The following is a 13,848-nucleotide window of genomic DNA, read 5'->3' as shown; positions in this document are numbered from 1 at the left end:
ATATCTAAAAATAATTATTGAACATCGTATCCTTGATCTTCGATTACAGCAACGATATCTTTTAATGTTACAGCAGACGAGTCGATAGTAACTTCAACAGTTCCTTCTGCTAATTGAACCTTCACTTGTTCAACACCGTTTAGCTCTTTCACACTGCTTTCGATAGCATTTACACAATGTCCACAAGACATACCTTCAACTTGTAATGTTAACTGTTCCATTTAAAATCCTCCTCTTGTTTATTCATTGTTTGTTAATCACAATTACATCTTACCATACCCCCCTAAGGTAATCAATGGTTTTGTATCATGATTTTTCAATTATTTTCTAAAAGTTTATTTTACACACACTTTTTCACTACAATACACCAAAATCCAATATGAGGGTAAACAAAAAAACAAGCCAGTTAAATACTAGCTTGTTTTTACGCTTTTGAAAAACGTTCAAATACTGTCATTAATTCTTCAATTGCTTCGTCACCATTTCCATTTTTAATAGCTCCTGAAACACAATGACTCGTATGATTTTTGAGAACGCCCATCCCTACTTTTTTCATTGCTGCATTAATCGCTGAAATTTGCACTAAAATATCTACGCAATAACGATCATTTTCAATCATGTTTTGAATACCGCGGACCTGTCCTTCAATTCTCTTTAATCTATTTATAATCTGTTCTTTTTCTTTTTCTGATCTATGTGTTACTGCTTCATGCTCTTTATGATCCATATTATCACCTTCTTAAAGTTTCTCTTCATCCAATAAAACAATTGTTTTTTATGAGTATACCAATTATAGCATTAAATATCTACGCATGATACCCCATAAGAGTATATTTACACTTTATGATTATTCTTAACAACTCATTAGCTTCTTAATCTCAATTTTCAGTATACCCTTTCCTTTTTGCCAAAAAAATCATTATATCTCTCATCAAAATTCAATAAAGTGAAACAAGAATAAGCGGGGATTACCCGCCCCCGCTTATTCTTCGTCTATAATGTTTAAATTTAAATTTTCAGATATTTAATCCAAGAATTTTTCTTTCCATATATAATTATTGCTGATCACATACTTTTGTATCATTCACTACTGAAGTTCCTTCAACGGTTACCGTATGAAAACAGTCATTTACTCGAACTGTCACAACATTATCTTGCCGATCAATGATATGATATTCATTAAAATTTTTATTTAGAGCACTGCGAATTTGTTCTCCTTCATAAATTGGAATGCCATGCGATAGAACCCAAATAAGTCCAGCGATAGCAAGAATAGTTTTCATACGATCTACCTCCTTGGGAATATAGTGAACTTTTAATCCATGCTTTTTCAACTCTACGAATCATGATTGAAATAAACCAAGCCTTTTTGGAAATAAGTTCATTTCGTCTATTTTATGTTTATGCTAATTGTGACCGATTTGTGACAACTTTTTGTCTCTTTAGACGAAAAGTTGAAACAAAACTTTCGAAAAGGACAATTCTACATATTAAAAAAGGTTATGGAATGTTTTATCCATAACCTTTTTTCCTATACGTAACTAATAAACCTCAATCCTTTACTTAAAGACGTCGGCACAACAGATGCATGATTCTCCCCTTCAGCTTCATAAAACTTAAATTTAAGTTTATCGTGGTTTACTTGGAGAAGGCGCTCTGATAATTCATTTGCACCTACAACCATATGCCCTCGTTCAAGTGATCCAACTGTAAGGAACACTCCTGTTTCAAACTTAGCATTGTTTAATTCAATTATAAGGTTCTCTTCTTTTTTAAGAACGGATTTATTATTCCACCATATAGATGGACTACTAATAAAATAATTTTGAAAAGCATTCAAGTTTGTAAATACTATATGCAAAGCGAATAGGCCACCTAACGAATGCCCAAATAAAGTTTGCTTACCTTTATCAATCTCAAAATTCTTTTCAATTTGTGGTTTCAGTTCTTCTTCAATAAAAGTAAAGAAATTATGTGCTCCTCCTGTTTTAGGCCACGGTTTACCGTCTGGTTTTAAAGGGGCATCTTTTGAAATTACGCTAGGCGTAAAATCATAGCACCTTTCTTCCCCTGAAAATGCGCCTTCAATTGGATAACCCACTCCTACTATAATAGCTGGTGAAACACCGGTTTTTTCCGCTCTTACTGATTGTATTTTAACTGCTTCATGAAATGTTTGAAAAAAGGCATTGCCATCTAATACGTAAATGACAGGATATCCTGAATCCGGTGCTGGTTGCCTCGGCTTTGAAATATGAATTTGATATTCCTTACCTTCTAATTTTGAATACATTTTCCACTGCTCTGTATTAGATGTTATAATCTGCTGTTTTTCAACTGTAGTATTCACCCTATCCCCCCTTTTTTAACTTGTTACATATATTTCGATTTTTTCTTCTTGAGATACAACGCTATCATAACCGAAACAAACAGGAGCCCCGTTATACGGATCAATCATGACACGTGCATCAATATGAAATACTTCTTTTAACACTTCATTTGTAATGATTTCTTCCGGGCTACCAGTTGTAACAATTTCTCCTTCCTTCATTGCAATAATTTCATCTGAAAATCTTGCTGCATGGTTAATATCATGTAATACCATAACAACCGTACAATTATGTTCTTTATTTAACTTCTCCACAATTTGTAATACATCTAATTGATGAGACATATCAAGGTATGTAGTTGGCTCATCTAATAGCAACACTTCTGTCTCTTGTGCTAATGCCATCGCTAGCCATACCTTTTGTCTTTGACCACCTGATAAATTTGCAATTTGTCTCGTTCGAAATTCAGAAGTTTTCGTTATATCTAATGCCCAATCAATCATTTCTTTATCTTTTGTCGTTAACTTATTTACGTTATTTCGATGTGGATAGCGTCCATAAGAAATTAATTCTTCCACTTTAAGCTCACCTGGTGCAATTGGAGTTTGCGGGAGTAAAGCTAACTGCTTCGCAATTTCTTTCGTTGGAATTGTATGTAAATCCTGTCCTTGCAAATATACTTTACCGCTTTTTTGTTTTAAAATTCTTCCCATTGTTTTTAACAATGTCGATTTACCGCAACCGTTTGGACCTATAATTGTCGTTACTTTTCCTTCTTGTATTTCCACATTTAAATCGCGAAACACTGTAAGCTTTTCATAACTTGTTTCTAAATTTTTTGCACTTAAAATACTCACTTTTATTCCTCCTCTTACGCTTTCGCCTTATAAAGTAAATATAAGAAATACGGTACACCGACAATAGAAATAACGATTCCAACTGGTAGCTCTACAGGTGTAAAAACTGTTTTCGCAATAAAGTCTGAAGCAATTACAAGAAACATTCCGATTACGCCGCACGTAGGAATTATATACTTATGTTGAATACCGACAAGCCTTTTCGCTATATGCGGTGCCATTAAGCCAATAAAACCGATACTCCCTGAAACAGCAACACATGCGCTCACAAGCCCGATACTACTTAATAGTAAAATCGATTTCTCTCTTTCTACTGAAACACCTAAACTTGTAATACTCGTTTCTTCCAATTGAAATAAATCTAATAAATAAGCTTTCTTTTGTATAAGCGGAATTAAGATAATAAGCCATGGTAACATAGCCACAATATACTTCCAGTTTGCACTATATATGCTTCCAGACACCCACACTGCAGCCATTTCAAAATCAGTTGACTTCATTTTGAGTGATAAGTACATAGAAAAGGCTCCAAATCCTGATCCAATTGCAATCCCTGTTAATAAAAGTCGCTGCGAATCTAATTTACCGTTTTTCCAAGAAAACAGATAAATGATGATAGCTGCACCTAATCCGCCTACTAAACCAAACATTGGCATCATCATAATAGAAACCCAGTCTGTGCTTTTTAATTGCCCTTGAAAGAAAAACATAAAAATGACAATCGCTGTTCCTGCTCCGGCATTTACGCCTAAAATACCTGGGTCCGCCAACCCATTTCTCGTAATCCCTTGAATAACGGCACCCGCAACACCAAGGCCTAATCCTACTAATCCAGCAATTACGATGCGCGGAAGGCGAAACTCAAAAATAACTAAATCATGTTCTGGTACTGGATCAATTCTAAACAGTGTTTTAAATACATCTGTAATCGTAATATCGAACGTACCATTTGTTAAACTAATATAAATAGCACATAGTATTAAAAATATAATAATCCCCATCGTCATTCCGAAACGTTGACTTGAACTTTTAGGCATGTCTCTCTCCTCCTCTAGTACGGATTAAATAAAGGAAGAAAGGAATTCCAATTAAAGAGGTAACGACTCCAATAGGTGTTTCAAATGGATAGTTTACAAATCTACTCAAAACGTCACATAACGCTAAGAAAACGCCACCAATAACACCTGCACATGGCAAAATCCACTTATAATCTACCCCAATTATAAAGCGCGTAATGTGCGGAATAATTAAACCTACAAAACCAACTTTCCCCACTAAAGCAACTGCTGTTCCTGTTAAGAAAATTACCGATAAAATTGCCATCGCTTTAACTAGTTTTGTACGTTGCCCTAAATTAATAGAAACCTCTTCGCCTAATGAAAGAATGGTAATAGATTTTGATATTAACAGTGCTAAAATTATTCCAATTATCCCAAACGGTATCGTGATTTTAATGATATTAGGATCTACTTGATCTAACTTTGCATTAAACCAAAAACTAACATTTTGAGAAATTTGGAAATACGAAGCCATTGCAGCCGATGCACTACTTAAAAATGTTCCAATAACTGTTCCTATAATCGCTAACCTAACTGGTGATAAGCCATTTTGAAGGAGCGAACCAAAACCAAACACGATACCGGCTCCTAGTGCAGAACCAATCATTGAACATAAAACCATACCAATTGATGACATTCCCGGAAGAAAAATCATGCTAAGTGTAATAACAAAGGCAGCGCCATCCGTCACACCCATAATAGAAGGGGATGCAAGATAGTTTCTTGTCATCCCCTGCATAAGTGCTCCTGATATGGCTAGAAATGCTCCGACTAAAAGAGCTGCAACTACCCTTGGCAAACGTGAAGTAATAATAATATTATGATTTACATCGCTTGAATCAAAATGAAATAATGCGTTCCACACTGTTTCAGCGTCAATACTTTTTGCCCCATACAAAATCGAAAGTATAACTGTAAATAAGATGAGTATGGGTGCTATACATAATATAGTTACTGGTACTGCATTTGTTTTCTGCATATCATTCAACGCACCTTACTTATTGTATTATTTAGATAAATTTTTCACGGCTTCTTTTAAGAATGCTGTTTTACTCCAAGCTGTACCACCTTGTGCCATTGGATCTACAACATTTACAAATACTTTCTTTTCCTTCGCAGCATTCATACTTTGCCAAATTGGATTACTTTCAATTTCTTCTAACACTTTCGGGTTTTTATTTTCACTTGCCTCATATTGTAAGAAAATATAATCCGGGTTAAGTTCAGCAAGTTTTTCAAATGAAATTTTCTCTTGTGCTTTTACAGTTTTCAATTGTTCTGGAGCAGTTAGTCCAAGATCTTTATAAATTACAGGGTTGAAGTATACTCCTTCTGGATATAGGAATAATTCGTTTGCTCTTAGTCTTATGACAAGTACTTTTTTATCTTTTAACTTATCTCCTAGTTTTGCTTTTGCTTTTTCAGCGTCCGAATTGTAATCCTTAATAATTTTTTCTGCTTTATCTTTTTTACCAGTTAATTCTCCCATTAACTTTAAGTTATCTTCCCAATTTGTTGAAACGTGTGATACCGGGAATGTAGGAGCTACTTTCGTAAACTTTTCAGCTGTTTCTGCTGGGAATTTCGTACTCGATGTAATAACATCTGGTTTTAATTGTAGTAATGTTTCGAAATTGGGTTGCATTTTCTCACCAACAGATTTCGCACCTTCTAACTCTTTTTCAAGATATTTTGGTAATTTACCACCTACAGTAATGGCACCAACTGGTTTAATTCCAAGTACTGCCGCATCTTCCATTGACTCTAAACTAGCTGTCGCAATTTTATCTACTTTTGCTGGCACTGTATACTCTTTACCTAAATATGTGATTTTTCGTTTTTCATCTTTTTTCGTTTCCGTAGCTTTTGTCTGTTGTTTTTGCTCGCCTGAAGTTTTATCCGCACTATTACATGCCGCTAAACCTACACTTAAAACTGTAACCATCCCTAAAGTAAATAATTTCTTGTTCATCTTTATATGTCTCCTCTCGAATTTTCAAACTATATTCTCAATAAAATTTAACTATATGAACCTTGTCCCATATATATTTCATTAGATTAATAATTTTATCCAGAACTCATTCCCGTTCACTTCCCCTAGACTATAATTCTTTTACACCTTCATCACTTGATAATCATTTTCACTGATAATGATTATCGTTACTAAGTATATATTTAATATGAAATTATTTCAAGAATGATTTGAAAAATTTTAACAAACTGAATTAAAAAAAGAAGTATCTCCCTAATATTAGGGAGATACTTCTTTTTTTAGAAATTTATATGTAATTCAACTGGACAATGGTCTGACCCCATTACTTCACTATTAATTTTCGCTTCTGTTATTTGGTCTTTCATTCTTTCCGAAACAACAAAATAATCTAAACGCCATCCGATATTTTTCGCTCTCGCGCCCATACGATACGACCACCACGAGTATGCACCTTCTTGATTAGGATAAAGGTAACGATATGTATCAATAAATCCTTCTTCTAAAATACATGAAAATTTCTCTCGTTCCTCATCAGAGAATCCAGGATTTTTACGATTACTTTTCGGATTTTTCAAATCGATTTCTTTATGAGCAACATTTAAGTCTCCACAAAAAATAACTGGTTTCTTCTCATCTAATCGTTTGATATAGGACCTGAAATCATCTTCCCATTTCATTCTATAATCTAATCGTTCTAATCCACGTTTTGAATTTGGTGTATATAACGTTATCATGTAAAAATCTTCGAATTCTAAAGTAATAAGTCGCCCTTCTTGATCATGCTCTTCAATGCCTAAACCATATGTAACTGAAAGCGGTTCTTTTTTCGAAAAAATAGCAGTTCCTGAATATCCTTTTTTCACAGCATAATTCCAGTATGTATAATATCCCTCTAAATTTAAATCCATTTGCCCTTCTTGTAATTTAATCTCTTGTAGACAAAATATGTCAGCACTTGATTCCTCAAGATATTCCAAAAATCCACCTTTTGCGATAACAGCTCGCAAACCATTTACATTCCATGAAATTAACTTCATTTATAGTCCTCCTCTTGATGTTTATTTCCAAATTTCATGCTATCACAAAATAGAAAACAATCATATTTTCACCTTTGTAATCTTGCTCTTACATTTATGAATACATACATACGCACTTTATTCAGGTTATACTAATTTCAGAGGTGATGTTCTATGCACAATGAAGGAGTTACATTAACAAATGAGTATTGGCAAGCAATTATTCATAATGATTCTTCCTATGATAGCAAATTCTTTTATGCTGTGAAATCAACTGGAATCTTTTGCAGACCATCATGCAAATCAAGAATACCGAATAGAAACAATGTACGAATTTTTCATCATGCAGAGCAAGCATTAAGTGAGAACTTTCGCCCGTGCAAACGTTGTAAGCCAAATGGGATCACTTTACCTAATGAAGAGTGGGTAGAACAAATTAAAGACTATATCGAAAAGCATTATGACGAATCCTTAACTCTCGACATGCTTGCGGAAATGTGTCACGGTAGCCCTTTTCATTTACAACGTACTTTCAAAAGAATAATAGGGTTAACTCCTATAGAATATATACAACAATTCAGGGTTCTTAAAGCAACCGAATACCTTTTACAAACAAATCAATCTATTAAAGAAATTAGTACTGCTGTCGGGATAGAAAACCCAGAGTATTTCGCTACTTTATTTAAAAAGAAAACCGGATTTACTCCTACTGAATATCGAAAAAAGAACGAAATGAAAGAGGGATACGATAATGAATTCCTACAAAAATAATTATATATATTGGACGCTACTTACACATAAAAATTGGCGATTTCATATTGCTGCAACTGAAAATGGACTATGTTTCATTGGATCACAAGACGAAAACTTTGAAGAATTAAATATATGGGCTAGAAAAAAACTGCCCCAACATATATTGACCCATAGTCCAGATTACTTGCAAATATATACGCAAGAAGTTATCGAGTATTTAGAAAACAAGCGAGAAACTTTCACATTTCCTATCGATTCTTATGGAACTAATTTCCAATTATCTGTTTGGAATACGGTACGTGAAATTCCTTATGGAAAGACATATTCTTATACAGAAATTGCTGAAAGAATTCAAAAACCTAAAGCTGCGCGCGCCGTTGCTTCTGCTATTGCTGCTAACCCTCTTCTTATTACCATTCCTTGTCACCGCGTTATTGGGAAGAATGGGAAACTAACCGGATTTAGGGGCGGATTAGAAATGAAGAAAAAATTGCTTACATTAGAAAAGTTGCAGGTGGAATTCATATGACAACAGAATATAATAGCGCATTATCTATAGCAGTTCCAAAAGAATTTTGTTTCCAAGAAAATTTACGTTATCTATCACGTTCTAACAATGAATGTATGTTCCATATTGAAGATAACAAAATTTATAAAGTTATCCCTGTTCAAGATGTAAATCCTTTAGTTGAAATTAGTGTGAATACAGATGGAAATATTCAAATACGTTGTTTAGAAGAACCATATACATCTGAAAAATCGATACGTGAAGCTGTAGTTAACTATGTAAAAGAATGGTTTGATTTAACTACTGATTTAGCCCCATTTTATACATTAGCTAAACATGATTTACTCCTTCAAGGACCAATTGAACAATATTATGGCCTTCGTACTTTAGGCATTCCAGACTTATTTGAGGCACTTTCCTGGGGAATTATCGGTCAACAAATTAACCTAACATATGCTTATACGCTAAAAAGGAGATTAGTTGAGCAATTTGGAAGTTATGTAGAATGGGACGGTAGAAAACATTGGATATTCCCATCACCTGAAACAATTGCAAATCTACATGTAGAAAATCTTCAACAATTAAAAATGACGACTAGAAAATGTGAATATTTAATCGGTATTGCGAAGCTTATTACAGAGAGAAAATTATCAAAAGAGGATTTACTGCAAACACAAGATGTAAAGGTTGCTGAGAAACAATTAACTGCTATCCATGGTATAGGACCATGGACTGCCAACTATGTTTTAATGCGTTGTTTAAGATTTCCTTCGGCTTTTCCAATTGATGATGTTGGTCTGCATAATGCAATTAAATTTATAACAGGTTCCGAAAATAAACCGACAAAAAATGAAATAAAAGATTTCGCGGCAAACTGGGCTAATTGGGAGTCTTATGCGACTTTTTATTTGTGGCGAGTACTATATTAAAAGAACCAAGTAGCACATTCGTACTACTTGGTTCTTTTTTAAGCTTGCTCCTCAAAACGTCTTGCAATTTCCACAATGACTTGAACGGCTTTTTCCATAGTATCTACCGAAACATACTCAAATTTACCGTGATAGTTTTCACCACCAGTGAAAATATTCGGCGTCGGTAATCCCATATATGATAATTGTGATCCATCTGTGCCTCCGCGAATCGGATGAATATTTGGTTCAATGTCTAAACTTTTCATTGCTTCATATGCAATATCAACAATTTCTCTTACCGGTTCAATTTTTTCAAGCATGTTATAGTATTGATCATTCATTTCTAAAACGACTGCATCTTCGCCATATTTTTCTTGCATAGTCTTCACAATATTTTTAACGTTATTTTTACGTGCCTCAAAATTTTCACGATCAAAGTCTCGAATAATATAATACGCTTTACTTTGCTCAACATCACCATTTAAAGAAAGTAAATGATAGAATCCTTCATAGCCTTCTGTATATTCTGGCCCCTCTTCTACTGGTAAATACCCATTAAACTCCATAGCAAGTTTAGTAGCATTGCGCATTTTATTTTTCGCTGTTCCAGGATGTGTATTCGTTCCGTTAAACGTTAACTTAGCACCTGCAGCATTAAAACTTTCATACTCTAAACCACCTAATGGACCTCCATCCATCGTATAAGCGAATGATGCACCAAACGCTTCTACATCAAAATGCGCTGGCCCACGACCAATTTCTTCATCCGGTGTAAATGCTACTCTTATTTTCCCGTGCTTAATTTGCGGATTATGTATTAAATGGTTCATTGCAACCATAATTTCTGTAAGACCAGCTTTATCATCTGCTCCTAGAAGTGTTGTACCATCAGTTGTAATAATGGTATGTCCTTTATATGATGGTAATTCCGGGAACTGCTCTGGTGTTAACACAACATTTAGCTCTTCATTTAACGTAATTGCATTACCATCAAAATTTTCATGAATTTGTGGTTTGACGTTTTTCCCTGTAAAGTCTGTTGCCGTATCTAAATGGGCTAAAAATCCGATTACAGGAACATCCTTGTCCGTATTAGCTGGAAGTGTTGCCATTACATAGCCATTATCATCCATCGTTACTTCTGTTAAACCAATTTCTTTTAGCTCTTCCACTAATAACTTACCAAACTCAATTTGTCCTGGTGTTGTTGGTACTGTATGACTTTCTTCATTTGATTGCGTATCAATTTTTACATATCTCGTAAATCTTTCAATAAGTTCTTGTTTCAAGTTCATTCACTCCCTTTTATGTTTCTCCCTCCATTATAATCCTTAAAACGAAATATTTTAACTTTTTTGACTGTGAAGATGTATATTTCATTTACATAGTTAACACTTTTAAACGAATGATAAAAAGACATAATATTTGTACATTAAAACTGTAACAGGTAACATACATAATTATAAAATATGGGAGGTTGTAAAGATGAGGCTAACTCTCTTTCGCTATTTTCTTTTTTTCTTAGGATTAATTTTCTTTGGCCTTGGAAACGCTCTTGCAGTCAAAGTTAAATTTCTCGGCTTGCACCCTTGGGAAGTTTTAAATATGGCTCTCTACCAAAAGTTTGGATGGACCATCGGTACGTGGAGTGTCATATGTGGGTTATGTCTCGTTCTAATATCTTTACTAGTAGATCGAAAATATATAAATGTGGGGACATTTTTGAATGCACTACTTATCGGTCCCATTATGGACTTTTTCTTACAATCAAACATGCTTCCAGACGCTAGTAATTATTTATGGATAAACTTACTCATTTTATTTTCTGGTATTGCCATTACAGGTATCGGGGGAGGTATGTACGTTGCGGCTGGGATTGGCGCTGGACCCCGTGATGGATTCATGCTTACTATTTCAGACAAAACAGGACTTTCTATTAGCCGTGCTAGAATCATAGTAGAATGTATTGTACTAGTTATTGGATTTATGCTAGGAGGTCCTGTTTTCATCGTAACTTTTCTGTACACCTTTATTCAAAGTCCAATCTTTCAGCAATCATTTAAGATGTTTCAAACACTTTTACATACTTTACATGGCAAAAAGAAAATTAGCGAACATATTTAAAGTACAGCTTAATACAAATAAATCCACCCTATTTACGACTCTCATCGCAAATAGGGTGTTTCTGCTTTTATCTCGCAATTTAAGAATATATACTACTCATTTACAATAAAAGTATATACATCATCATAAATACAGCCATTTACTTTAATCACATACTTCCCAGGTTTATTAAAACTAATTGTGTATTTATTTAACTGAATTGCTTCTTTATCTCCAGAAAGAATATCAATGCTTCTGCCACTTAATACATACAATTCATTTAGATTCATCGTTACATCAATTGTATTGAAATTTTCTACTTTCACTTGCTGTGCTTCCGCAACGCTTACACTTGGTTCTAAAAACAGTAGTCCACTTAATCCAATCGTCCCCGCTAAAGCAACTCCCGCAAACTTTTTAATCTGTTTCATTACAATGACCTCCTTATAGATTTTGCGTAAAGGTAATGTCCTCCCTTACACCACAAAGCCTATATGTAATGAAATGAAAAGTAAACGGGGACTGTAAGACAAAATTCTACATCTTTTTCTCCTATTGAATATAAATCCAACGTTTGGAGTTTTGACACATTTAAAATTGTTTCCCTAAACCAATTTCCCAATAATTTATTCAAATACTGAATAATTACTTATTGATTTAACATTCTAAAAATAGTTGATAAAGATGCTTTCTATTCAAAAAAAGACTTTGCTATAAAAGTAACTTTTACAACAAAATCCATGCAACTAATTTTATTCCGCTTTCCATAATCTCTTTATATTCATTAATTGTTCTTCTTTAAACTCCATCTTATATATATCCGGTTTTGACGTATTCATTAAAAATTCAAAACCATATTGTTTATCAAAATAGTTCATCATTAATGTCATAACAAGCCCATGTGTACCAATTACAATTTTGCATCCTCGAAAATCCATTAAGATTTCTTTTAATACTTTCACTACTCTTCTCTGGCAATCTGCATATGACTCTCCTTCCGTTCGTGCAAAGTCCGGATTAGAGAACATCTTCTGTACAAGTGGATACACCTCCTTGTCTGATATAACCTGATCCTCACTTGAAAACATACACTCTTTAAGATTTTCATATACTACTATTTCTTTTTCATGGAAATTAGCTGACTCCTCTATCGTTAGCATAGCCCGATTATAAGGACTGGAAATAAAAGTATCAATCCTCTCCGCTTTTAATATGTCAGTTACTCCACGGGCATCCATATGTCCCCTCTCAGTTAATCCACGCATTCTTTCATTTCCTTCTAGTTTTGGTGATTCACCATGTCTAACCATATAAATATATGTGCTCATAATTTCTCCTTAAAATTTTTTATAAAGTGAAACTTTAATCAGCCCTCACTAATCGGGCTGCCCGGCAAATAGCGAGATAAGTTAATAAATCACGTTCATTTATCCCATTTCAACACTTAGGGGTAATACTAAAATACTTTATAAACTGTGCTGATTTGTTCGTCTAATCCATTCTCCTACTAAACTCTCAAATAATTCAGGCTGCTCAATTTGTAAATTATGCCCTGCCATATCTAACACTGCTAATGTTGCCCTTGGATATTCTTCAATAATTTCTATAATATTTTGATAACCTACTGATATATCTTGTCTTCCAGTCAGTAAAAGAACGGGATTTTCATATTTTTCATGCTGAAAATTCATAGCAAGAGAGTAATTCTTTTGCAACCTTTCAATAAATTCATAATTAGCAACATCTAACCCAGGCTTAATTTCTTCTTTAAATCGCTTATATGTATATTCATTTGCTATTACAGCTAACTCACAAAACCCCTCTCTTTCTGCGGAAGTGAGCGTATTTAAAAATTCCTGATCTTGTACAATTACCTGTTTATCTGGAAGAATCCTTTTTTCTGGCTCCGCTACAACAACAGGACATACTAATAATAATCCGCTAACTCTCTCAAACATCTTTGTAAGTATACCTTTGGCTAAATAGCCTCCATATGATTCTCCTACCAATAAAAATTTTTCAGTAGAAATGATTTCCTCAATAAATGTGATAAGCACTTCTACTATACGATCTGAACTATTTATCCAATTTGGAGCATTCGATTTTCCCATTCCAGGTAAATCAATATATATTCGCTTATAACCTTCATATTTCTGAAATACTGATTCCATACATTTCATCATTAACCTATGGTCAGGGGCGCAGCCATGTATGATAATGACCGGTTTACCCTCTCCCACAATTTCATAGTATATTTCTGCATCTTTAATTCGATATATCATAAAAAAGCCTCCCTATTTAGTGGCAATACTATTCCAC

At 34.0% G+C, this 13,848-nt stretch carries 17 protein-coding genes; 4 read left to right on the top strand and 13 right to left on the bottom strand.

Translation table 11 applies throughout. From position 1 onward, the window contains the following. Window positions 1-14: 14 nt before the first annotated feature. The 9 genes from copZ to ACQRBL_RS17955 all read right to left on the bottom strand — a co-directional run bounded on the left by copZ (window position 15) and on the right by ACQRBL_RS17955 (window position 7,275). A complete protein-coding gene (gene copZ, locus ACQRBL_RS17995) occupies window positions 15-221 on the bottom strand; it encodes a copper chaperone CopZ (protein WP_000436973.1) in 207 nt (68 codons plus the stop codon). 203 nt (window positions 222-424) lie between these two features. Next, window positions 425-727 carry a metal-sensing transcriptional repressor gene (locus tag ACQRBL_RS17990; RefSeq protein WP_000349637.1) on the bottom strand — a complete coding sequence of 101 codons (303 nt, stop codon included), beginning with the start codon at window positions 725-727 and terminating at the stop codon, window positions 425-427. 328 nt (window positions 728-1,055) lie between these two features. Beyond that, window positions 1,056-1,283 (bottom strand): hypothetical protein, encoded by a 228-nt coding sequence (locus ACQRBL_RS17985; RefSeq protein WP_000849103.1) that lies wholly within the window; start codon window positions 1,281-1,283, stop codon window positions 1,056-1,058. A 248-nt stretch (window positions 1,284-1,531) separates the two neighbouring features. Next, a complete protein-coding gene (locus ACQRBL_RS17980) occupies window positions 1,532-2,350 on the bottom strand; it encodes an alpha/beta hydrolase (RefSeq protein ID WP_411996278.1) in 819 nt (272 codons plus the stop codon). Window positions 2,351-2,365: 15 nt separating this feature from the next. Beyond that, window positions 2,366-3,187, bottom strand: a complete 822-nt coding sequence (locus ACQRBL_RS17975) for an ABC transporter ATP-binding protein (RefSeq protein ID WP_000025764.1) — start codon at window positions 3,185-3,187, stop codon at window positions 2,366-2,368. A 14-nt stretch (window positions 3,188-3,201) separates the two neighbouring features. Continuing rightward, window positions 3,202-4,224, bottom strand: coding sequence for a FecCD family ABC transporter permease (locus tag ACQRBL_RS17970; RefSeq protein WP_023522806.1), 1,023 nt, complete (start codon window positions 4,222-4,224; stop codon window positions 3,202-3,204). Then, window positions 4,217-5,224, bottom strand: coding sequence for a FecCD family ABC transporter permease (locus ACQRBL_RS17965; protein ID WP_023522807.1), 1,008 nt, complete (start codon window positions 5,222-5,224; stop codon window positions 4,217-4,219). The genes ACQRBL_RS17970 and ACQRBL_RS17965 overlap by 8 nt, the downstream gene beginning before the upstream one ends. A 27-nt stretch (window positions 5,225-5,251) precedes the next feature. After that, window positions 5,252-6,217 (bottom strand): iron-hydroxamate ABC transporter substrate-binding protein, encoded by a 966-nt coding sequence (locus ACQRBL_RS17960; RefSeq protein WP_001035506.1) that lies wholly within the window; start codon window positions 6,215-6,217, stop codon window positions 5,252-5,254. A gap of 299 nt (window positions 6,218-6,516) precedes the next feature. Beyond that, window positions 6,517-7,275: an exodeoxyribonuclease III gene (locus ACQRBL_RS17955; protein ID WP_411996277.1), complete on the bottom strand. Its 759-nt coding sequence runs from the start codon at window positions 7,273-7,275 to the stop codon at window positions 6,517-6,519. A 153-nt stretch (window positions 7,276-7,428) separates the two neighbouring features. Here ACQRBL_RS17955 and ACQRBL_RS17950 point away from each other — a divergent pair, with 153 nt between their 5' ends. The 3 genes from ACQRBL_RS17950 to ACQRBL_RS17940 are packed head-to-tail and all read left to right on the top strand — an operon-like array spanning window position 7,429 to window position 9,444. Beyond that, entirely contained in the window at window positions 7,429-8,025 is a 597-nt protein-coding gene (locus ACQRBL_RS17950) for a bifunctional transcriptional activator/DNA repair enzyme AdaA (RefSeq protein ID WP_016123262.1), read from the top strand. After that, complete coding sequence (locus tag ACQRBL_RS17945) at window positions 8,006-8,536, top strand: methylated-DNA--[protein]-cysteine S-methyltransferase (protein ID WP_411996276.1); 531 nt, start codon at window positions 8,006-8,008, stop codon at window positions 8,534-8,536. Before ACQRBL_RS17950 ends, ACQRBL_RS17945 begins: the two co-directional genes overlap by 20 nt. Beyond that, window positions 8,533-9,444: a DNA glycosylase gene (locus ACQRBL_RS17940; RefSeq protein WP_023522808.1), complete on the top strand. Its 912-nt coding sequence runs from the start codon at window positions 8,533-8,535 to the stop codon at window positions 9,442-9,444. Before ACQRBL_RS17945 ends, ACQRBL_RS17940 begins: the two co-directional genes overlap by 4 nt. A gap of 38 nt (window positions 9,445-9,482) precedes the next feature. Here the strand turns inward: ACQRBL_RS17940 and pepT are convergent, their stop codons facing one another. Then, window positions 9,483-10,715: a peptidase T gene (pepT, locus tag ACQRBL_RS17935; RefSeq protein ID WP_411996275.1), complete on the bottom strand. Its 1,233-nt coding sequence runs from the start codon at window positions 10,713-10,715 to the stop codon at window positions 9,483-9,485. Window positions 10,716-10,911: 196 nt separating this feature from the next. Between pepT and ACQRBL_RS17930 the strand changes: the two genes are divergently transcribed. Next, window positions 10,912-11,550 (top strand): YczE/YyaS/YitT family protein, encoded by a 639-nt coding sequence (locus ACQRBL_RS17930; RefSeq protein WP_001241256.1) that lies wholly within the window; start codon window positions 10,912-10,914, stop codon window positions 11,548-11,550. Between the two features lie 92 nt (window positions 11,551-11,642). On the opposite strand, the gene ACQRBL_RS17925 is transcribed toward ACQRBL_RS17930, so the two are convergent. The 3 genes from ACQRBL_RS17925 to ACQRBL_RS17915 form a co-directional block, all read right to left on the bottom strand. Then, window positions 11,643-11,960, bottom strand: coding sequence for a hypothetical protein (locus ACQRBL_RS17925; protein ID WP_000809495.1), 318 nt, complete (start codon window positions 11,958-11,960; stop codon window positions 11,643-11,645). A 321-nt stretch (window positions 11,961-12,281) separates the two neighbouring features. Continuing rightward, complete coding sequence (locus ACQRBL_RS17920) at window positions 12,282-12,857, bottom strand: histidine phosphatase family protein (RefSeq protein WP_097920683.1); 576 nt, start codon at window positions 12,855-12,857, stop codon at window positions 12,282-12,284. A 138-nt stretch (window positions 12,858-12,995) separates the two neighbouring features. Further along, entirely contained in the window at window positions 12,996-13,811 is an 816-nt protein-coding gene (locus tag ACQRBL_RS17915) for an alpha/beta fold hydrolase (RefSeq protein WP_411996274.1), read from the bottom strand. Window positions 13,812-13,848 lie beyond the last annotated feature (37 nt).

This window comes from Bacillus sp. AF62, assembly GCF_050312695.1.
Taxonomy (GTDB): Bacteria; Bacillota; Bacilli; order Bacillales; family Bacillaceae_G; genus Bacillus_A; species Bacillus_A cereus.
Note: the sequence above shows the minus strand (reverse complement) of the source record. Positions and strands in the feature narration are given on the sequence as shown.

Coding starts and splice junctions, on each gene's coding strand:
- copZ (WP_000436973.1), bottom strand. CDS start 221: ATGGAACAGTTAACATTACAAGTTGAAGGTATGTCTTGTGGACATTGT.
- ACQRBL_RS17990 (WP_000349637.1), bottom strand. CDS start 727: ATGGATCATAAAGAGCATGAAGCAGTAACACATAGATCAGAAAAAGAA.
- ACQRBL_RS17985 (WP_000849103.1), bottom strand. CDS start 1,283: ATGAAAACTATTCTTGCTATCGCTGGACTTATTTGGGTTCTATCGCAT.
- ACQRBL_RS17970 (WP_023522806.1), bottom strand. CDS start 4,224: ATGCCTAAAAGTTCAAGTCAACGTTTCGGAATGACGATGGGGATTATT.
- ACQRBL_RS17965 (WP_023522807.1), bottom strand. CDS start 5,224: ATGCAGAAAACAAATGCAGTACCAGTAACTATATTATGTATAGCACCC.
- ACQRBL_RS17960 (WP_001035506.1), bottom strand. CDS start 6,217: ATGAACAAGAAATTATTTACTTTAGGGATGGTTACAGTTTTAAGTGTA.
- ACQRBL_RS17955 (WP_411996277.1), bottom strand. CDS start 7,275: ATGAAGTTAATTTCATGGAATGTAAATGGTTTGCGAGCTGTTATCGCA.
- ACQRBL_RS17950 (WP_016123262.1), top strand. CDS start 7,429: ATGCACAATGAAGGAGTTACATTAACAAATGAGTATTGGCAAGCAATT.
- ACQRBL_RS17945 (WP_411996276.1), top strand. CDS start 8,006: ATGAATTCCTACAAAAATAATTATATATATTGGACGCTACTTACACAT.
- ACQRBL_RS17940 (WP_023522808.1), top strand. CDS start 8,533: ATGACAACAGAATATAATAGCGCATTATCTATAGCAGTTCCAAAAGAA.
- ACQRBL_RS17930 (WP_001241256.1), top strand. CDS start 10,912: ATGAGGCTAACTCTCTTTCGCTATTTTCTTTTTTTCTTAGGATTAATT.
- ACQRBL_RS17925 (WP_000809495.1), bottom strand. CDS start 11,960: ATGAAACAGATTAAAAAGTTTGCGGGAGTTGCTTTAGCGGGGACGATT.
- ACQRBL_RS17920 (WP_097920683.1), bottom strand. CDS start 12,857: ATGAGCACATATATTTATATGGTTAGACATGGTGAATCACCAAAACTA.
- ACQRBL_RS17915 (WP_411996274.1), bottom strand. CDS start 13,811: ATGATATATCGAATTAAAGATGCAGAAATATACTATGAAATTGTGGGA.